This is a genomic window from Solibacillus sp. FSL K6-1126 (genome assembly GCF_038003445.1).
In the GTDB taxonomy this organism is placed as follows: Bacteria; Bacillota; Bacilli; order Bacillales_A; family Planococcaceae; genus Solibacillus; species Solibacillus silvestris.
The window spans coordinates 1,199,104-1,219,695 of record NZ_JBBOPD010000001.1 but is presented as its reverse complement, the minus strand read 5'-3'; the positions used below and the strand labels follow the sequence as shown (position 1 = coordinate 1,219,695).

The window sequence follows — 20,592 nt, the reverse complement described above, 5'->3', positions numbered from 1 at the left end:
AGCGAAGCTCACCCGGAAAATTATTCATTGATATCAATCGAACGGATTTAACACTTTATCTAAGTGAAGTAAAATTAATAAGCGGTTTTCCAATTTTGCGACACCAGCGATAAAATCTTCTTCTAATGAGCCCACCACTTCCGGCTGCTGTTCAATGGAAGATGCATCGATATCCAACACATCATTTGCTGAATCTACTATAAAACCGACTTCCATCGTTTCCAGTGTAATAATAATGATTCGAGTTGTTTCCTCGTTCCCTGAAACCGGCAATTCAAACCGTTCACGTAAATCGATAACAGGGGTTACAACACCTCGAAGATTAATGACACCTTTTACATAACGTTCTGTTTTCGGCACACGTGTAATATGCATTAATTTTTCGATTCCTTTTACGTGCGAAACAGGAATGGCATATTCTTTATCTGCTAATTGAAACACAATTACTTTCAAGTTTTTTTGCTCTGTTGCATTCGTCATCCTTCACACCTCTTATCCTTTTACTTCATTAGTGCGTTACAGTCTACTATTAACGCCACTTTTCCGTTTCCTAATATCGTCGCACCTGAAATCGCAAAAATGTTCGTTAAGTAGTTTCCTAATGATTTCAGCACAATTTCCTGCTGACCGATAAATGAATCAACTACTAAACCAGCTAATTTATCGCCTTTACGGACAATTACAACTGAATGGAAGCCATCATCTTTTTGTTCAGCGCGCGGTACTTCAAAAATTTCTTCCAGGAATACAAGCGGTACAACTTTACCACGGAAATCGATTACTTTTTGATTATGGGCATTTAAAATATCTGAATGACGGATAATCGATGTTTCAATAATAGATGATAACGGAATTGCATAAATTTCATTTTCAATTTCTACAAGCATGACTGAAATAATTGACAGTGTCAGCGGTAATTGGATCGAGAAAACTGAACCGACATTTTGAGTTGATTCAATCGAAATATTCCCGCCTAATGATTCAATCGTTGTTTTAACAACATCCAAACCGACACCACGGCCTGATACATCCGAAATGACGTCCGCTGTTGAGAAACCAGATGCCATAATTAGCTCGTTAATCTGCTTGTCTGTCATCGTTAATGACTGTTCATGTGTAACAATCCCTTTAGACAGCGCTTTTGCCAATACTTTTTCTCGGTTGATTCCTGCCCCATCATCTTCAATCTCGATGAATACATAGTTCCCGCTATGATAAGCACGAAGTTCCACCGTTCCTTCTTCCGGTTTGCCTTTTGCACGACGTACTTCCGGACTTTCGATTCCATGGTCAACTGAGTTGCGGATCAGATGAACCAACGGATCTCCAATTTCATCAATTACTGTACGGTCAAGCTCTGTTTCTGCACCGACAATATTAAGTTCGATTTTTTTGTTTAAATCACGCGATAGTTGACGTACCATTTTCGGGAAACGGTTAAATACTGTGTCTACAGGAACCATGCGCATCGTTAAGACGATATTTTGCAGGTCACCCATTGTACGGCTCATACGTTCAACGGTTTCATTCAGTTCACCGTGATTCACGTCACCGGCAATTGTTAAAAGACGGCCGCGATCAATCGCAAGTTCTTCAAACAAGTTCATCAATATGTCTAGGCGTTCAATATTTACGCGGATCGTTTTACTAGATGCATGACCCGATTTATTAGTATTTTTAGCAGCTGCTGTTTTTGGCTGTTCTTCAGACACCGCAGTTACAGTTTCCTGTACTGCTGGCTGTGATTGTACTTCTTCTACAGGTACGTCGATGGCCGTAGTTTTTGTAACAAATACATCTCGGCTGATTTTATTGACAACTACACGATCGACCTCTGATACTTTCATGAGCATCTTTTGCAAATCTTCAGCTGACTCTTTCGAGATAAAGGCAACATGGAATTCACTATCAAACTGTTCTTCTTCTAATTTATCTACTGTCGGCGAAGATTTAATGACATCTCCATTTTTCTCCAGTATTTCGAATACCATGAACACACGAGCCGCTTTTAATAAACAGTCTTCACGCAAAAATACTGTAATTTCAAATGCATTGAAATCTTGTTCAGATGATTGCAGAATGACCGTTTTTTCAAAATCATCATAGGACAATTTTAATTCCAATCCTTGGGCTGGCTGTTCAAGCTCAGTTCCTACTACTGCAGCAGCAACTTCCTGTTCTGCCATTGTTTCTTCTGTATCGGTAGTTGCCGGTTCGCCTGCTTCAATGCGCTTTAGCTTTTCCACTGTTGCTTGCACATTGCGTTTACCGTCACCGCCATCAGCAATGTCAAATACCATTTCTTCTAAATGGTCGACTGATTCGAAAACGACATCTAAAATTTCTGCGTTCACTTTAATTTTACTGTTGCGGATCGCATCTAATATATTTTCCATTTTATGTGTTAAATCAGCCAAATCTTCAAAGCCCATTGTTGCTGCCATACCTTTTAAAGTATGTGCCGAGCGGAAAATCTCTCCGACAATCGTTAAATCTTCCGGATTTTTTTCAAGTTCCAATAAGTGTTCACTGCATGCTTGTAAATGTTCTTTACTTTCTTCAATGAACATTTCTAAATATTGATTTAATTCCATTTAGAGGGCACCCCTTTTTAAGGCATATATTTCATAATTGTTCGGGCAATATCATCAACATCCGCCACTTCATCTACAAGCTGCGTTTCCACGGCAGCTTTTGGCATTCCATATACGATACATGTTTCTGCTGACTCGGCAATAGCCGTGACATTCCCTGTTTTTTTGAGCGAGACAAGTCCTTTTGATCCGTCATAGCCCATTCCGGTCATAATGACGGCAATTTTATCGAATTCCGAATACTGACTGACATCTTCAAATAAGACGTCTACAGACGGGCGATGTCCTGCTCTTGGCGGTTCTTGATTATCGAGGACTACAGCAAATGCCGATCCGACTTTTCTTAATTTAAGATGATAGCCACCAGGGGCAATATAGGCCGTTCCCTTTTGCAATAGGTCGCCTTGTTCTGCTTCTTTTACATGAATTTCACTTAATTGATCAAGTCTGGCTGCCAATGATTTTGTAAATCCGGCAGGCATGTGCTGCACGATTAAGATCGGTGCATCCACATTTGCGGGAATTTTTGTAATGACTTCCTGTAAAGCTCTTGGACCACCTGTTGAAGTTCCGATTAAAATGATTTTCTTCGAAGTTTTGCTCCACTCCGTCTTTTGGGTCGGTACATCAATTTTGATGGTTGGTTTAGTCATGCTTTTTAGTTTTGATTCTTCATTATGAAGAGGTTGACGGATTGTTCTACTTACAACAGTCGATTTTTCGTATGGTTTTCTCAGTTTTGAAACCGTTACTTTAGATGCCTCTTCCACTTTTCGTACAAGTTCATCTTTAATTTTATGTAAATCCAATGAAATGGAACCGCTTGGTTTTGCAACGAAATCGACTGCTCCGTACTCCATTGCCATTAATGTATTCTCTGCACCGCGCTTTGTCGTACTTGAAAGCATGATGACAGGCAATGGGTACTTTTGCATGATTTCTTTTAACGCTTCCATCCCATTCATTTCCGGCATTTCCACATCCATTGTCACGACATCGGGTTTAAGCTGCTCAATTTTTTTTATGGCGTCTTTCCCATTACGGGCCGCCCCGATGACCTCAATATGCATATGATCCGAAAAAAAATCGCTTATTAGCTTCCGCATAAAGGCGGAATCATCAACAACTAGCAGTTTTGTTTTCTGTAAGTTGCTCATTTACTCACGCCCTCTCGAAAAGATGCTTTTTAATTTTGATATAAATTTCATCGACTCATTTGTTGCATGTACTTCTTTCATTACTGCCTGCGTTGTTAAAAATTGCTCTATAATTTTATCCATTGTTTTTGTGACAGGAGCATCAGGATAGAGCAATGCAAATAAGGCTTGCTGACGTACTGCTTGACGCACAACAGGGTCTTCCGGCAGCGATCCTAAAATCGATACTTCCTTTTCCAAAAAACGTTGCATCACTGTTTTCAGGCGCTGTGTCGTATCTTGCCCTTCCTCGATGGTAAATGCTCGATTGCATAATAGATAAAATTTCTTCATCGGGTCTTTTAGATGGATAAATTTCATCATAGAATAGGCATCCATAATGGATGTCGGTTCCGCGGTAGAAATAACGATAATTTCTTCTATGGATGTTAATAGATCGAGTGACCAATCCACAACACCGGCTCCCATATCAAATAAGACAAAATCATAATTTTTCTGCAATGTTTCAAAAGCCGTGATTAAACGTGCAAAAACATCAGGAGACCATTCCATTAACGACGACATACCGGTACCGCCGGAAATATAGCTTACCCCTTCCTTTGTTTCGCAAAGAACATCTTCCAGCGGCACTTGACCATCCAGGTAATCTTTTAAACTGTATTTCACGGAGCTTCCTATGAGAATGTGTACATTACCCATGCCAATATCCATATCTAATATAGCTACTTTTTTCCCCTTATTAGATAATAGGGTAGCGAAGTTTGTCGTGAAATTACTTTTACCAACTCCACCTTTTCCACTAACTACTGCAATTGATCGCCCTGGCTTATGTTCACTTTCAAGCATCTTCTGACGTAGTTTTTCAGCTTGATCTTTCATCGGAGTTCTCCTTGAAGAAAAGTTCTAGTAAATTATCACTATTAGGTTGTTCGATATCTTCTGGTACTTCTTGACCATTTGTATAATAAGCTATTCCTTTATTATATTTAATCATTAAATTAAACATAGTGCCAATAGAATTTGTTTCATCAAGCTTCGTAAAGATAAATTTTTCAATATGCAAGTTCGCAAATTGTTCAATAATTGATTCTAAGTCTTTTTGCTTAGACGTTAACGATAAAACTAAGTAAGATTCTACTTGTTCGCTAAATTGTATCAATGACTTTAAATCATCTACATATTTCGCTTCTTTGTAGTTTCTACCCGCTGTATCAATAAAAATTAAATCCAGATGGTCAAACTTTTGAAGCGCCTCTGCATAATCTGTTGGATTATAGACAACTTCAACCGGGGCCTGCAGCAATGCAGCATACGTTTTCAATTGTTCAATCGCAGCGATACGATAAGTGTCTGTTGTTATAAAACCGACTTTCTTTTTCTTTTCAAGTACAGCGCGTGCAGCCATTTTCGCAATCGTAGTCGTTTTCCCAACACCGGTTGGACCTAGCACGTTAATATATTTTTTCTCATATGAAATTCCGCTAATCGGCAAGTCATACAATTCTTTTCTTAGATAATCTTTGGCAACTTCCTGCATTTCTTTCCATGTCATTTGTTTGCCATGCTCGTTATAATACATAAAAAGCTCATCACTGATTTTTGTGATAAGCTCCTCTCCAAGTTCCTGCTCACGTAGAAAGTCGATAAATGATAAGAGTTCATCAGGATATTGAGACTGTGTAGACATACGTTGCATCGATTGCATCATCGATTTTAAATCAGCAATTTCTTTGATCAAGTTTTCAGGTAAGCCAGCAGCACCGTTTTGCGGAACTTTTGTATGTTGTTCCACAGACGATGCTGCTTCGCTGATTCCTTCCTCTTTCAATTGCGGTGCAAATGTCGGAAGGTCTTCAAAAGACGGTAATGAAGGTTTCTTTTCCAACGCGTCATATCCTGCCACGACTTCATAGCTTTTATTTTTTACTAATCCGAAAAACTTTTTCGTCACGACGACTTTCGAATTCAGAATAACTGCATCTTCCCCTAGATCAGCGCGAATTTGTTTCATTGCTTCAGCAATGGAAGGTGCATTGTATTTTTTCATCTTCATTCAACATTCACCACCCCTACACTTTGAATTTCAACGGCTGCATCCAATTCGTTATACGAAAGAATGGGGACTTGCGGGAAATAGCGTTCTGTCAGTTGTCTTATGTACAGACGCACACCCGGCGAACATAATATAATTGGCGACTGTTCCGTATAGGAAACACGCTCCACTTCTTTCGCAATAGCTTCCAATACGAATTGCGACTGCTGTGGATCCATCGCTAAATAGTTGCCATGGTCTGTTTGCTGAATGCTGTCAGCTACAAGTTTTTCGACTTTTGCAGACACTGTAATAACTTTTAACGCTTGTTGACCGTTAATAAATTGAGATGTAATTTGTCTAGCCAATGCCTGTCTCACATACTCAGTTAAAATATCGGGATCACTAGTAAGCTTTGCATAATCTGCTAATGTTTCGAAAATGATCGGCAAATTCCGTATCGAAACATTTTCACGCAATAATTTTGCCAATACTTTTTGTACTTCCCCTATCGATAATGGTGTCGGAATTAAATCGTCCACTAAAATGGCATGTGTTTCGCGTAAATGATCGATCAATTGCTTCGTCTCTTGACGGCCGAGCAGATCGTGGGCATTTGCACGGATAATTTCGGTTAAATGTGTAGAAACAACACTTGGTGGATCAACAACTGTATAGCCGAACATTTCCGCATCCTCTTTTACTGCTTCTGTAATCCATTTTGCAGGCAGGCCGAATGATGGCTCGGTTGTATCAATACCATCAATTGAATTATCATCCCCCGGACTCATTGCCAAATAATGATCCAGTAACAATTCACCTCTTGCCATTTCATTTCCCTTTATTTTAATCCGGTACTCATTTGGCTGCAGCTGAATATTGTCACGGATACGTACAATCGGTATGACAATCCCAAGCTCCAATGCAAGCTGACGACGGATCATAACAACGCGGTCCAGTAAATCCCCACCCTGTGCCGCATCTACTAAAGGAATTAATCCATAGCCAAATTCAAATTCTATCGGATCAACATTTAATAGATTAATAACATTTTCCGGACTTTTCATCGTATCAGAGGCAACTTCCTCTTCGAATTCCATAATTTCTTCCGGTGTTTCTTCCTTTTTACGGTCCATTAAGAATGCGCCAACCGCTAATGCAATTGCAATCGGAATCGTAATCCAGTCTGGAATCGGTGTAAATAATCCGAGCAGGAGAATTGTACCTGCAGCTACATACAATAGCTTTGATTGTGCAAATAACTGTGCTGTAATGTCTGAACCAAGATTTCCTTTTGAAGCAGCACGTGTTACAACAATCCCTGTCGCAGTAGAAATTAATAAGGCTGGGATTTGCGATACTAGTCCATCACCGACTGTCAGCATCGAATATTTAGATGCTGCTTCAGCAAAGCTTAGCTCCATCTGAATCATACCGATGATCATACCGAACAGTAAGTTAATACCAACCATAATAATCGAGGCAATGGCATCCCCTTTTACGAATTTCGTTGCACCATCCATTGCTCCGTAAAAGTCCGCTTCGCCGGATACTTTTTCACGGCGTTCCCGCGCTTCTTTTTCCGAAATCATTCCGGCGTTTAAATCAGCATCGATACTCATTTGCTTACCCGGCATCGCATCCAATGTGAAACGTGCAGCAACTTCCGCAACACGCTCCGAACCCTTTGTAATTACAATGAACTGGATAATAACTAGTAATAAGAAAATAACTAAACCTACTAAAATATTACCGCCTGTAACGAAATTACCAAATGTCTCTACTACTTTACCTGCGTCACCTTCCGCTAAAATGGCACGTGTTGTCGATACGGACAATGCCAGACGGAACAGTGTTAATAATAGAATAACAGTAGGGAAAATCGAGAAATCGAGCGCTTCCTTCATATTCATCGAAGTTAATAATACGAGTAGTGCCAATGTAATATTAATAATAATTAAAAAACTGAGTAGCCAATGTGGAAGAGGGATAATGAGCATCGCTACAACCATAATCACTGCAGCTAAAACCCCTAAGTCGCGTATTTGCATTGTTGTCCCTCCTGAAATCTATGTCAAATTTTGCGTTTGATTCGGTATACATATGCAAGAACTTCGGCAACAGCTTTGAAAAACTCTTCCGGTACAGCCTGGCCGATTTCAACCTGGTCATACATCGCACGGGCAAGCGGACGATTTTCTACCATAATGACATCATGTTCTTTTGCAATAAGTTTTATTTTCTGTGCGACAAAATCGGTCCCTTTTGCTACAACTTTCGGCGCATCCATCATATCTTCGTCGTATTTTAAAGCAATCGCAAAATGGGTCGGGTTTGTAATGACAACATCTGCAGCAGGTACTTCCTGCATCATTCTGCGCATCGCCATTTCACGTTGACGCTGTTTAATTTTCGACTTGATCAACGGGTCACCTTCTGCATTTTTATGCTCATCTTTAACATCCTGTTTCGACATTTTCAATTGTTTCTCATATTCATGCCGTTCATATATATAGTCAAACAATGCTATGAAAACGAGCATAATCGACGCGGCAATTCCCATGATTGCCGACATATATGCTACAGTGGCCAAAATTTCTGCCGGGCTATGTAAAGCAAGCGACAATACATCTTCCAGATATATAATTATGACAACGGTTGTCACGGTTCCGATTAACGTTACTTTCAATAATGATTTAATTAAATTGACGATTGCACGTACAGAAATAATCTTTTTGATCCCTTTAATCGGATCCATTTTTTTCAAATCTATTTTTAATGTTTCTGTTGTAAAAAGTAAGCCAAACTGAAAAAAGTTAGCTCCAATACCTGCAATAATGGCAATGACCATAATCGGCAGAACGATAATTGCCATCTCTTTAATGGACTCAACATACATATCCATTACGGTTTCAGCGTTCAGCGTTTCAATTAACATATTGCGGTTAAGTGCTTGTAATAAAAAATCTTTCATTCCTTCGTACATGAATGGTGCGAAGAAAAGTAAAAAGAAAAATGACAATAGCAGTAATACGGCAGCTGTGACGTCCTGACTTTTTAATACTTGTCCTTTTTTTCGTGAATCCTGCCGCTTTTTCGGTGTTGCTTTTTCCGTTTTTTCACCTGCAAAAAACTGAAGGTCAACGTTAATTAATAGCTTTCTGTCCATGTTAGCCACCACCTAAAATAACCATTAAGTCACGTAAAGAAATAATCATAAATTCAATTAGCTCCTTCATAACCCCCACTAATACACCCATTGTCACAATCAATACAAGAAACCCTACTGCAATTTTGATCGGGAATCCGATTACAAATATATTCATTTGCGGTACCGTTTTCCCTGTAATTCCTAACGCTAATGTTACTAAAAATAATGTTGCAACTATTGGAGCTGACATTTGAAATGCTATGGCAAAAACAGAAACAAATATTTTAATAATAAACAATGCGGTTCCTTCTTCACCGAAATTCGGGAAAAACTGATCCATCGGCATAAATTGATAACTATAATAAATACCATCTAAAATAAGATGATGACCATTTATTGACAGCAATAATAAAAGCATTAAAAAGTTTAAAAACTGCCCCATTAACGGAGACTGGGCACCTGTTTGCGGATCGATAATATTCGCCATCGCAAAACCCATCTGGAAATCGATAAATCCGCCTGCTATTTGAACAGCGGAAACGATAATCATCGCGGCCAATCCTAGCATGAGCCCGATAATTGCCTCTTTTAAAACGAGCAGCAAGTAAAACGCATTAATTTCAAACGGCTCGATATTAAACGTATAGTACATCATCCAAGCTAAAGCGACAGCCAATATAATACGCACTTGCGGTGGTATTGTACGATATGAAAATAAAGGGACGGAGACGAAAAATGCAGAAACACGTACTAAAATTAATAGCAATATTGATAAATTCGGTAATAATTCCGTCATCTACTCACCCAATATACCGAACTAGGTTATTTAAAATGTCGTGAAAGTAGTCCGTCATCTTGCTGATCATAAACGGGCCAAAAAAAATAATCGCCACTAAAACCGCTACGATTTTAGGTACGAACGCCAATGTTTGTTCTTGAATGGAAGTTGTTGCCTGAAATATACTGACTATTAAACCACTGATAAGCGCGATTAATAGTAAAGGTCCCGAAACTATCAATATCGTGAATACTGCATTTTCTGCAATTGAAATGACCATTTCCTGTGTCACTTTATATCATCCCCTAAAAACTTTGAAGTAAAGATTTCATCACTAAATACCAACCATCGACGAGTACAAATAATAAGATTTTAAATGGCAGTGAAATCATTACTGGAGGCAGCATCATCATCCCCATTGACATCAGTGTACTTGCGACCACCATATCAATAACTAAAAACGGAATGAAGATCATAAAACCCATTTGAAAAGCTGTTTTAATTTCACTTAACGCAAATGCGGGTACTAACAGTGTCATCGGAATTTCCTCGATGGAATCCGGATACTCCGCCTGATTATATTCGATAAAAAGCTCTAAATCCTTTTGCCTTGTATGCTGAGCCATAAATTGTTTAAACGGAATCGTCGCCCGATCATACGCCTCTTCCAAATTAATTTCTTCATCAAAAAGCGGTTGTAATGCCTGCTCATTTACTTGCTGGAAAGTCGGCGCCATAATAAAGAATGTTAAAAACAATGCCAACCCGATAATTACCTGGTTAGGCGGCATTTGGTTCGTCGCAAGGGCTGTCCTAGTAAACGACAAAACGATGACAATACGCGCAAAAGAAGTCATTAAGATTAATAGACTCGGTGCTAAAGATAGAACGGTTAACAGAAATAACAGCGTAACCGATGTGGATACATTTCCGGGATCACTTTCAGAAAACACGGAAAGAATGTCGTTCATCGATTATCACGCTCCTGTTCTTTCCAACGCTCCAGCTCATCACTTCGTTGTTGCTTGATTTTCCCGATTTTTTCATTGAACAAATCATTGAATTTAGGGCTTTCCGAAATATCTTGAGGGCGTTTTTTTTGTGAAAACTTATTAAATAATTGTGCTATATAAGGTGAAGTATTCACCATGCTCTGTTTAGTTTCGATCTGATTCAGTAAATGGTCGATTTCTTCCTCGGAATCAATTTCCTTCAGAAGCTGAATATTATCGCCGACACCCACTACATAAACTCGTTTTCCAATTAACAATAATTGTACAGACTTTTGCTGTCCTACAGACATGCCACCGATATTCTTAATTACGGCATTTTGTTGATAGTTGAAGTTACGCTTGTTTAAATACTTTAAAATGAACAATAATAGCCCTATGACGAAGACAAGTGCTATTAAAACTTTAAGATAATCCCAAAATCCAATACTAACGGATGCCGAGTCAGTTTGATCTGTGTCGGCATCCGGAGTATTTTCATCTGAAATTTTTTCTTCTGAACATACTTCAGGGTTTTCATTACAGTTTTCGTATACGTTACTTACCATCGCAAAAGTTCCATTTGAGTTTGGTGTAAATAGTGCCGTCATCCATACAATTCCAACAGCGAGCCAAAATCGAAATGATTTTTTTGCATTCATCACATCAACCTAAAGCTTTTTGAATCGCTTCGATTACGCGATCTGCTTGGAAAGGCTTTACGATAAAGTCTTTTGCACCAGCTTGAATCGCATCGATTACCATAGCTTGTTGGCCCATTGCTGAACACATAATAACTACCGCGCTTGGATCCGTGCCTTTAATTTCTTTTAATGCTGCAATACCATCCATTTCAGGCATTGTAATATCCATCGTTACTAAATCCGGACGTAATTCATTGTACTTTTCAACCGCTTGAATTCCGTCAGCTGCTTCCCCTACTACTTCAAAACCATTTTTCGTTAAAATATCTTTGATCATCATGCGCATGAAAGCTGCATCGTCCACAATTAAAATCCTTTTAGACATAATCTAATTCCTCCAATTAAAACTATCTAATATTGTTCAAGCGATCTGCCTGACTTAAAATATCTGTGATGCGAACACCGAAGTTCTCATCAATTACTACAACTTCACCTTTGGCAATTAACCGACTGTTTACTAAAATATCAACAGGTTCACCTGCAAGCTTATCCAATTCAATAATCGATCCGCTCGAAAGTTCCAGTATTTCTTTTACAGAACGTTTAGTCCGTCCCAGCTCAACTGTTACTTGCAATGGAATATCAAGCAGCATATTTAAATTGCGTGCTTCTGACTGTGTAATATTTGCCGATTCGAAGCTCGCAAATTGAGCTTGCTGTACATTTGCCGGTGGTGCTGTATAAGCGGGCTGCTGATAAACCGGCTGTTCATATACAGCTTGCTGTTGCACCGGTTGCTCATATATTGGCTGCTGATAGACCGGCTGCTGTACTGGCTGCTCATACATTGGCTGCTGAACAGGTTGTTCAAACATCGGTTGCTGTGCAGTCGGTTGTTGTGCCTGCTGCATTGGCTGCTGTTGTGTCGGCTGAACTGGCGGAGGCTCCACTGTTGTTGTTGCAGTAAGGGGCTCATCAGTTTCTCCCATTAATGACTTTACTATCTTTTTACTAAACTTTAAAGGTAATAATTGCATTAAATTCGAATCGATCAATTCACCGATACGCAATCTGAATGAAATTTTCACTAATAATTCATCTGTTGGAATAGTGTCTGTGCCTTCATTTTGTGAAATGTTCAGTAAATCAATTGTCGGCGGTGAAATATCAACCTTTTGGTTAAATACTGTTGACATGGAAGTCGCAGCTGAACCCATCATCTGATTCATTGCTTCTTGAACAGCACTTAACTGGATTTCACTTAATTCAGGTCTTGGATTTATACCATCGCCACCTAGCATTAAATCTGCAATAATGGCAGCATCCGATTGTTTGATGACAAGCAGGTTCATTCCTGATAATCCAGTTGTATACTCTACTTGTACTGCAACATATGGATGAGGGAATTCTTGTTCCAGATGATTGCGGTTAATCATTGAAATACTCGGCGTTGTAATTTCTACTTTTTGACCTAATAATGAAGATAATGCAGTTGCCGAACTGCCGAATGAGATATTCCCTACCTCACCTAATGCATCAATTTCTATTGGAGTTAAGTGATCCTCAACTTTAATTTCTTCTTGCGGACTTGCTGTATTTGCAGAAAAATCCTCCAGCGTTTCGCCCCTTAATAGAGCCTCAATTTCTTCTTGGGAGAGCATTTCATCACTCATCTTCGTCTCCTCCTTTCAAAGGGTCGATAATTTGAACAGCCATTTTATTATTCAATTTCCCTGGCTGAACAGTAAATTTCGGTAAACTGCCGACTTTTAGTGTTAACGGATTTTCAATTTTTTGATTTAACGGAATGACATCACCTACAGCCATTGTCAGGAAATCTTCAATCGTAATATCCGTCGTTCCTAACTCTGCAATTACGGGTAATTTAGCTTGTTTCACACGAGTTTCAAGCATTTTCGTTTGTTCCGGTGAAATTTCCTTCGTATTCGTCTGCATCCAGTAGCGAACAGATAAATTTGGAACGATCGGCTCTAATACAACATGCGGGATACAAATATTGATCATCCCTGTCGTATCTCCGATGATTGTATTAAATGAAATGACAACAACGGTCTCATTTGGCGAAATCATCTGTAAAAACTGTGGATTTACTTCCAATTCCACAAGCATCGGATCGATTTCCGCAACATTTTCCCATGCTTCACGCAAATTATCAAAAGAACGCTCGAATAAATTCGTCATGATTTTCGTTTCGATTTCAGTTAAATTATCAACATTGCTATGACTTCCCCCTGCTCCGCCCATCAAGCGGTCTAGCATCGAATAGGCGATGTTCGGGTTAATCTCCATTAAAATATTGCCATCCAAAGGCGGAACCTCAAATACATTGATCAATGTCATGTTTGGGATGGAACGAACAAATTCTTCAAACGGAATTTGGTCAACAGATGCAACTGTAATTTGGACATAGCTTCTTAACTGTGCAGAAAAGAAAGTTGTTAACAGTCGCGCAAAGTTTTCATGTATACGGGTCAAACTTCGGATTTGGTCTTTTGAGAAGCGCAGAGCCCGCTTAAAGTCATATACTTTTACTTTTCGTGTCTCATCTTCTTTTTTTATGTCTTCTGCAGACATCTCTCCGGTCGATATCGCTGATAAGAGCGCATCGATTTCGGATTGCGACATTATATCTCCTGCCATTTGCCCACCTCCATTTCAAAAATTAAAATTGTGTAGTACTGATTACTGAAGTACGTATGAAGTAATATACACTTGCGTAACTTCCCCTTCTTGCATTAACTCATTCACTTGAGATTTAATTGCATCTTGGAATGTAATTTTCCCTTGCTTACCTTCTAAAGCTTCTTCTTCCATTTCAGAAAGTTCCTGAATTACGATATTTTTCACTTGGAAATCTCGTTTAAACAACTCTTCACCAGCTTTTTTATCTGATGCCTGAATTTTCAATGTAATTCGGACAAAGCTTCCATCTGCTAAGTTCGTCGTAATCTCAGGAATGTCTACCGATGACTCGATGATTTCATCAATCGTTGGACCATCCGGCTTCTCTTTGTTGAGCTGTGTCAATAACACAACGACAATAACACCGAATAATGTAATCGTCACTAATATAATTAGCATAATTGTCAGTAATTTATTATTCTTCATCTTCTTCACCTCTAAGATGCGGGTTAGATAATACTTGGACATGCTGATAGAATGTCTTCACCTTTTGCCGCACCTGTTCTTCAGTCTCTAACACAATGAATTTACGTCCAGTCGTCAGCGTAATTTGGGTGTCCGGAAATGCTTCAACTGTTTCTATGTATAAAGCATTTAAAGTAAATGCTTTACCGTTAAGGCGAGTCACCTCGATCATTGAAATAGGGCCGGACCTGACTTGAGAGCCGGCCCGCCCCCCTTCTATAATGAATTTTTCAATGAAATTCAAATGAACTTAAACTATCGTTTTAAGTTAACTAGCTCTTGTAAAATTTCATCTGATGTTGTTATAATACGAGAGTTTGCCTGGAACCCACGCTGTGCAACAATCATCTCTGTGAATTCTTCAGAAAGATCCACGTTGGACATTTCCATGAAGCCTGAGTTAATCGAACCGATACCAGCTACTGTACCTACTTGGGAATATGGGGTACCTGAGTTAGGTGTAACTTGGAAGTAGTTTCCACCTTCCTTTTGTAAACCAGATGCATTTGGAAATTTTGTTAATATGATTTGACCAGCATATTGTAAATCACCTTTATAGTCTACATAGTTTACAGTTCCATCTTGGCTGATTGACATTGATTGTGCAGTTGTTGGTATACGAATAGGTGAGATATCAGTTGTAAAGTCGATTCCATCTTCTCCTGAAATATTTCCTTCAAAGTCTGAAATACCATTATTGTTTTTCGCATTCTCCGCCTCACTACCAACAATACTATCAGTATCTTCAGAAATCGATAATTCGTCAGCAGCATGACCCACTAAAAACTTACCATCTCCATTTACTAAATAGCCATTTCGATCCATATAAAAGTTACCTGCTCGCGTATACAGAATATTTGAATATCCTGGTTGATCGATATTCCCTTCATCATTAGGCAATCCATTCGAATCTGCAACCATGAAGAAACCTTCTCCTGATATTGCTAAATCTAATGTTCTCCCTGTTGTTTGCATAGAACCGGCATTATGGATTGTGTCAATAGCAGCTAATTGCGAGCCTAAACCGACTTGTACAGCATTTACACCACCGCGTGTTGCAGATGGACCTGATGCCCCTGTCTGTGTTTGCGAAATTAAATCTTTAAAAATAGTACGCTCTTTCTTGTAGCCGTACGTATTAACATTCGCGATATTATTCCCAATCACGTCTAATTTTGTCTGGAAGTTTTTTAAACCTGATATACCTGAATACATTGAACGTAACATAAAATGTCGTTCTCCCTTCGTTTTTCACATCTGTTTTTTAGTTCAGCCGTCTCGATCATTCAACGACTGTAGGCTTCCTTACTTCTGAAGGTCCGGCCTATAAAAGGATTGTTCCATCAATATTGGTAAATAGTTGCTGTTTTGCTTCATTACGATCCAATGCCGTAATAACCGTCGCATTTTTTGCACTTACAATTAATGCTGCCTGATCTAACAGGACTAATGGCTGCTTCACACCTTTATTTTTTGCCTCAAATACTTTTTCTGAAATTTGCTGCCATTCACGATCAGTTATAGAAATATTTCGTTCATTCAATCGTTCTGAAGCATGCTTGCTTATTTTTAATTCTTCACCGGTCGCCTGTTTTAAATGATCCATAAAGGACTGCTTTGAAACTTGGTCTGTATTTTGCTTTACTAATGGCTTAATCGGTGGATGGTATGGGATATGTTGAACATTGACTCGATTCATCAGCCCCACCCCTTATTCTGTTACATTTTCATTTTGGGCTGTTTGAGAACTTACCGTAAATTGGTCTTTCGTCAAACGGGAACCATCATTTAAAATGTATTCGATATTCACATTATTTGTTTTAATTGCTTCAATAATCGCCTCAACGACCTGATCTCCATTTTTATATTGAATGGTCTGTCCGATCAGCTTGCTTGCTTCTGCTAATGGATTTCCTGTTGGAACTGTCGGCTGTACTTCACTCGTACTACCAAGAATCGATGAAATATTGCCTGGTTTAATTTCCTTGCCATCAGCCAGTACAAACACGGCCTCTCCATTAACAAATTTCAATTCCTGAATAGTGCCTGTTCCTTCGTTATAGATCGGCTTATTATCTGCATCCACTTTATCTGTAATTTCATGCCATTTCACTTCTTTGCCTACAAATGTTGTATAACTCATCAATTGTGACTGTTGCTGTGATTGAAGTAAATTCTCCATCGCTTTTGTCATATTCTGCATTTGTTCCAACGATGAAAATTGTGCCATCTGAGAAATGAATTCTTTGTCATCCATTGGGCTTGTTGGATCCTGGTTTTGCAATTGGGTAATTAATATTTTTAGAAACGCATCTTTTCCGAGCGCCCCATTATCCTGTTTATCCGTTACTTTGAAATTTGCATTATTTGCCGGTAAATAATAATCATTTGAAATTGGGTTTGCCACTTATTCTACCTCCTCACTTAATAGGTCTTTAAACGATAGACTTTCTTCATCTAGAGTATCTTCATTTTTTTCTTGTTTTTCTTCATCTTTTTGACGGAAGAAATTATTAAAGAAGTTTTGATCACGCGCATTTCGATCGGCATCCTGTAAAGACTGTGCAACATCGATTCGTTCCATTTGAATATTCTGAGCGACGAAACCGGATTTTAGCTGGTTAATATTATTTTCCAGTAATTCTTTCCCCATCGCTGTCGTTGCCAATAATCGGGCAGTCATGACTCCATCTTTTTGAACTAGTTCAATGCGAATTTGACCGAGGTTTTCCGGAAACAGTTTCAGGAATAATTTCATATTACCTGGCTGTCCTGAAAGCTGACTGCGATTGATCAAGTTTTGAATTTCTTTTATTAATGCATCCGACTGTGCCGGCTTTTCAGCGGGTAATGTAACGGTCACGGTTTTTGTCTGTGTCACTTGCTGCTGTAAATGACCGGCTGTTTGCGTATCCGTTTCAACTTTTACGGTCGTCTGCTGGTTTTGAGTAGACTGTTGACCTTGCTGTACTACTTGTTGGAAAGTTGTAGTTTTTACAGTACTCTGTTCTGTCCCTGCTGATTTCTGAGCTTCATTTGCCAATGCCAGTAATGCATCTTTTAAACTGGCTAATTGGATTTCCTGTTGATAGACAGTATCGACTTTACTTCCGGCCAATTGAGCTAACTTTAACAGCTGGACAATTTGCTGCAATTCTTTTGGTTGCACATTGTTTTGTTCAGGCTTCTGCACAGCTGCCAATACTTCATTTAAAATATTCGGTGCCTGCTCGATAAGAGACCAAACATCCGTAATTTCTTGCTTTGCATCGCCTAATAACTGTTCAATAATTTGACTCAACTCCGCTTTTGTTATTCCTAAAAGCTGCGTTAAGTTATCCAAAGTCATTAGTTCGTCCAACGCGATTGGTGTACTTTCTTCACCTACTAATGCAAATAATCCCGACTCATCCAATTCAACACCTAATTGTTCAAGTAAACTTTCCAGTGAGTCCTCTTCTAAAATTCCGGAAATACTTTCAGCTAGCGGCGGTTCTGTCATTTCCGGTTGCTTGGCAGTTGGAGCAGATGACTTTGTAATCATCGAATTAAACACACTTCCAAATGCTTTTGAATCCGGCATTTCTGATTTCCCTATGTTTGACTGGAAATCTTGCTTCGGCATTTTTACTGTTTGTAACATTGCGATATTCATTTACTACACCTCCCTCCATTCAAGGACTATTGCTGTGATAAAAGCTCTGTATAGCGGGCAGCATCTGCCGGCTCCATTTTTGCGAAAATAGCTGATAATGTATCGGGTTTCATCTCCGACAGAATACGCACGCTTTCTGTATCACTCATTTCAACAAGTATAGGGGCTGCTTTTCTAGCAGACATTTTTTCGAAAGTAGACAGAATCTCTTTGAACTCTTTTTTCGTCTCTTCCTGATCACGCTGAAGTTTTTCAATTTCAAACAGCAATCGCTCCTGTTCGATTAAAAGCTCTTCCTTTTCAGTCGCTGATGCGTCAATTTGTGTTTGCAGTTGGGAAATTTGCGCTTCCTTCTCTTGAATTTCCGCTTGCAGCTCTACAACTTTTTGTTCATTTAGTGAGCTATTTTCTACTACTCCATCTTTTTCATCAGAGCTGATAAAGGGGATTTTCTCAACTGCCTTATCCGCTATTTTAAACACGTTATATTCCGTCATAGTTGAAATAATCAATAAAATTGCGATGAGAAACATGAACGGGATTAAAAAAAGGTAGAAAAACTTTTTGAAAAAACCTGGAGATTGGCTTTCCAACTCCATTTCTTCGAATTGTTCCATCGTATTTTTTATTTTTTTTGCCACGGAATCACCTGATTTCCTTCTTGTAATACGCAATTGTCGAAAGCTCATCCAGCTGTATTGCTTCTATATGAAGTTGATCTTCTATAAATCTTTCATGATCTCTTTCACGCATTTTTTCATATTTGCGTACTTCCAAACTTTTTTCCAATAATTTTTGCTCATGCCAATTCATTTTTGCCCGTGCCTGTATTACTTTTTGCTGAGCATCCTCGATTGTTTTTTCCATACTATCGATAAATTTCGAATAATGGTTAATTTCATCAATGGATGATCCTATTTTTAACCGTTCCTGCTGATATTCGATTAAATCTTCTTTTTTCTTTAACAGGTCATACAGCTTTGTAGCAATTTCCTCAAACACTTGCACGGATTCTTTAAAAGCCAGTTCCGATTCCGTTTTTTCCTGATCTTTTACAACAAGAATTTTTTCAAAACGATAATTGTACTTCATAGTTAACGGGCACCACCATTCGATAATGCGATAATTTCATTGACTGTTTGATCGATCGAAATTTTATCTTTATACCCTTGCTTTAAAAATTCCGTAATGAGCGGCTCATACATAATTGCTTCGTCGATTTCTTTTGATGTGCCCCGCTTATAGGCCCCGATATTGATCAGGTCCTCCGATTTTGAATAGCTGTAGTATAATTCCCGTAATCGGCTTGCTGCACGCACATGTTCAGGCTGTGCAATATGATTCATTAAACGACTTACACTTTTTAATACGTTAATCGCAGGATACTGGCCTTTATTGGCAAGATTCCGGTCCAGTACAATATGACCGTCCAAAATCCCCCGGACCGCATCTGCAATTGGTTCATTCATATCATCACCGTCAACTAGCACTGTATAAAATGCGGTAATTGTCCCATTTATATTCGTACCTGACCGTTCCAATAATGTTGGTAATATTGCAAAAACAGATGGTGTATAACCTCTTGTAGCAGGCGGTTCACCGATTGCCAGTCCAATTTCGCGCTGTGCCATCGCAACACGTGTTACGGAATCCATCATTAACATGACGTTCTTTCCGCGATCCCTAAAATATTCTGCAATGGCTGTGGCGGTAAATGCAGCTTTAATCCGCATTAATGCGGGCTGATCACTGGTAGCAGCTACAACAACCGACCTTTGTAACCCTTCTGGACCTAAATCCCGTTCGATAAACTCCCGTACTTCACGTCCACGTTCTCCTACAAGCGCAATGACATTGATATCTGCTTCCGTGTTTCGGGCAATCATACCTAGCAATGTACTTTTTCCGACGCCCGATCCTGCAAATATACCTACACGCTGACCGCTGCCAACTGTAAGCATTCCGTCAATCGCCTTTACCCCGACCTCTAACTGTTCGTTAATCGGCGGACGACTTAAAGGATTTGGCGGCTCTTTTTCCGTTGGTACTGTCATTAATCCTTTTGGCAATGGTTGTCCATCAAACGGGTTACCCATCGCATCAAGAACTTTCCCAATCAGTTCAGGACCTACTTTCACTTCCAGCGGTGAACCTGTCCCCTCTACAAGACAGCCAATCGAAATTTCCTTCAGCGAAGAGTATGGCATTAAAATCACAATCTCATCTTTAAAACCTACTACCTCCGCCAGCATAACTTGCGGACCATTTTTCGATGTTTGAATATGGATTTTACATACGTCACCGATGGAACTTTCAGGACCTTGGGACTCAATCATCAAGCCGACAACTCTCGTCACTCTACCATACTTTTTAAATGTATTAAGATTAGGAATCTGTTCAACTAATTGAGCCATTTTCATCCTT

23 protein-coding genes are annotated in these 20,592 nt (G+C 39.1%); all 23 read right to left on the bottom strand.

Going from position 1 to position 20,592, the window contains the following annotated elements; translation table 11 throughout:
* Positions 1-33: 33 nt before the first annotated feature.
* Entirely contained in the window at positions 34-480 is a 447-nt protein-coding gene (locus tag MHH44_RS05840; protein ID WP_008403261.1) for a chemotaxis protein CheW, read from the bottom strand.
* Positions 481-500: 20 nt separating this feature from the next.
* Entirely contained in the window at positions 501-2,594 is a 2,094-nt protein-coding gene (locus MHH44_RS05835; RefSeq protein ID WP_340798020.1) for a chemotaxis protein CheA, read from the bottom strand.
* 17 nt (positions 2,595-2,611) lie between these two features.
* Complete coding sequence (locus MHH44_RS05830; protein WP_008403264.1) at positions 2,612-3,751, bottom strand: protein-glutamate methylesterase/protein-glutamine glutaminase; 1,140 nt, start codon at positions 3,749-3,751, stop codon at positions 2,612-2,614.
* Complete coding sequence (locus tag MHH44_RS05825; RefSeq protein ID WP_340798018.1) at positions 3,752-4,630, bottom strand: MinD/ParA family protein; 879 nt, start codon at positions 4,628-4,630, stop codon at positions 3,752-3,754.
* Positions 4,614-5,804, bottom strand: a complete 1,191-nt coding sequence (gene flhF / locus MHH44_RS05820; protein WP_340798017.1) for a flagellar biosynthesis protein FlhF — start codon at positions 5,802-5,804, stop codon at positions 4,614-4,616. Before flhF ends, MHH44_RS05825 begins: the two co-directional genes overlap by 17 nt.
* Positions 5,801-7,834: a flagellar biosynthesis protein FlhA gene (flhA, locus tag MHH44_RS05815; RefSeq protein ID WP_340798016.1), complete on the bottom strand. Its 2,034-nt coding sequence runs from the start codon at positions 7,832-7,834 to the stop codon at positions 5,801-5,803. The genes flhF and flhA overlap by 4 nt, the downstream gene beginning before the upstream one ends.
* Before the next feature lie 23 nt (positions 7,835-7,857).
* Entirely contained in the window at positions 7,858-8,952 is a 1,095-nt protein-coding gene (flhB, locus tag MHH44_RS05810) for a flagellar biosynthesis protein FlhB (RefSeq protein WP_008403268.1), read from the bottom strand.
* Position 8,953: 1 nt separating this feature from the next.
* Positions 8,954-9,730: a flagellar biosynthetic protein FliR gene (gene fliR / locus MHH44_RS05805; RefSeq protein ID WP_008403269.1), complete on the bottom strand. Its 777-nt coding sequence runs from the start codon at positions 9,728-9,730 to the stop codon at positions 8,954-8,956.
* Between the two features lie 4 nt (positions 9,731-9,734).
* Positions 9,735-10,004, bottom strand: coding sequence for a flagellar biosynthesis protein FliQ (gene fliQ, locus MHH44_RS05800; RefSeq protein ID WP_340798015.1), 270 nt, complete (start codon positions 10,002-10,004; stop codon positions 9,735-9,737).
* Positions 10,005-10,017: 13 nt separating this feature from the next.
* Positions 10,018-10,683, bottom strand: a complete 666-nt coding sequence (fliP, locus tag MHH44_RS05795) for a flagellar type III secretion system pore protein FliP (protein WP_339263981.1) — start codon at positions 10,681-10,683, stop codon at positions 10,018-10,020.
* A complete protein-coding gene (locus MHH44_RS05790; protein ID WP_340798014.1) occupies positions 10,680-11,363 on the bottom strand; it encodes a flagellar biosynthetic protein FliO in 684 nt (227 codons plus the stop codon). Before MHH44_RS05790 ends, fliP begins: the two co-directional genes overlap by 4 nt.
* A 4-nt stretch (positions 11,364-11,367) precedes the next feature.
* Positions 11,368-11,730 (bottom strand): response regulator, encoded by a 363-nt coding sequence (locus tag MHH44_RS05785; protein ID WP_008403273.1) that lies wholly within the window; start codon positions 11,728-11,730, stop codon positions 11,368-11,370.
* 22 nt (positions 11,731-11,752) lie between these two features.
* Positions 11,753-13,018, bottom strand: coding sequence for a flagellar motor switch phosphatase FliY (gene fliY, locus MHH44_RS05780; protein ID WP_340798013.1), 1,266 nt, complete (start codon positions 13,016-13,018; stop codon positions 11,753-11,755).
* Complete coding sequence (fliM, locus tag MHH44_RS05775; protein ID WP_008403275.1) at positions 13,011-14,006, bottom strand: flagellar motor switch protein FliM; 996 nt, start codon at positions 14,004-14,006, stop codon at positions 13,011-13,013. The genes fliY and fliM overlap by 8 nt, the downstream gene beginning before the upstream one ends.
* A gap of 42 nt (positions 14,007-14,048) precedes the next feature.
* The gene (gene fliL, locus MHH44_RS05770; protein ID WP_065216418.1) at positions 14,049-14,474 is read right to left on the bottom strand and encodes a flagellar basal body-associated protein FliL; all 426 of its coding nucleotides are present in this window, start codon (positions 14,472-14,474) and stop codon (positions 14,049-14,051) included.
* Entirely contained in the window at positions 14,464-14,685 is a 222-nt protein-coding gene (locus tag MHH44_RS05765) for a flagellar FlbD family protein (protein ID WP_008403278.1), read from the bottom strand. The genes fliL and MHH44_RS05765 overlap by 11 nt, the downstream gene beginning before the upstream one ends.
* An 83-nt stretch (positions 14,686-14,768) precedes the next feature.
* A complete protein-coding gene (locus MHH44_RS05760) occupies positions 14,769-15,740 on the bottom strand; it encodes a flagellar hook-basal body complex protein (protein ID WP_065216419.1) in 972 nt (323 codons plus the stop codon).
* A 97-nt stretch (positions 15,741-15,837) separates the two neighbouring features.
* On the bottom strand, positions 15,838-16,212 hold the full coding sequence (locus MHH44_RS05755) for a TIGR02530 family flagellar biosynthesis protein (protein WP_008403280.1): 375 nt from the start codon (positions 16,210-16,212) through the stop codon (positions 15,838-15,840).
* 12 nt (positions 16,213-16,224) lie between these two features.
* Entirely contained in the window at positions 16,225-16,920 is a 696-nt protein-coding gene (gene flgD / locus MHH44_RS05750; RefSeq protein ID WP_340798012.1) for a flagellar hook assembly protein FlgD, read from the bottom strand.
* Positions 16,921-18,168 carry a flagellar hook-length control protein FliK gene (locus MHH44_RS05745; RefSeq protein WP_340798011.1) on the bottom strand — a complete coding sequence of 416 codons (1,248 nt, stop codon included), beginning with the start codon at positions 18,166-18,168 and terminating at the stop codon, positions 16,921-16,923.
* 26 nt (positions 18,169-18,194) lie between these two features.
* The gene (locus MHH44_RS05740) at positions 18,195-18,809 is read right to left on the bottom strand and encodes a MotE family protein (protein ID WP_340798010.1); all 615 of its coding nucleotides are present in this window, start codon (positions 18,807-18,809) and stop codon (positions 18,195-18,197) included.
* A gap of 4 nt (positions 18,810-18,813) precedes the next feature.
* Positions 18,814-19,260, bottom strand: a complete 447-nt coding sequence (fliJ, locus tag MHH44_RS05735; protein ID WP_008403284.1) for a flagellar export protein FliJ — start codon at positions 19,258-19,260, stop codon at positions 18,814-18,816.
* Positions 19,261-19,262: 2 nt separating this feature from the next.
* Positions 19,263-20,588, bottom strand: a complete 1,326-nt coding sequence (gene fliI / locus MHH44_RS05730) for a flagellar protein export ATPase FliI (RefSeq protein WP_039966248.1) — start codon at positions 20,586-20,588, stop codon at positions 19,263-19,265.
* Positions 20,589-20,592: the final 4 nt, after the last annotated feature.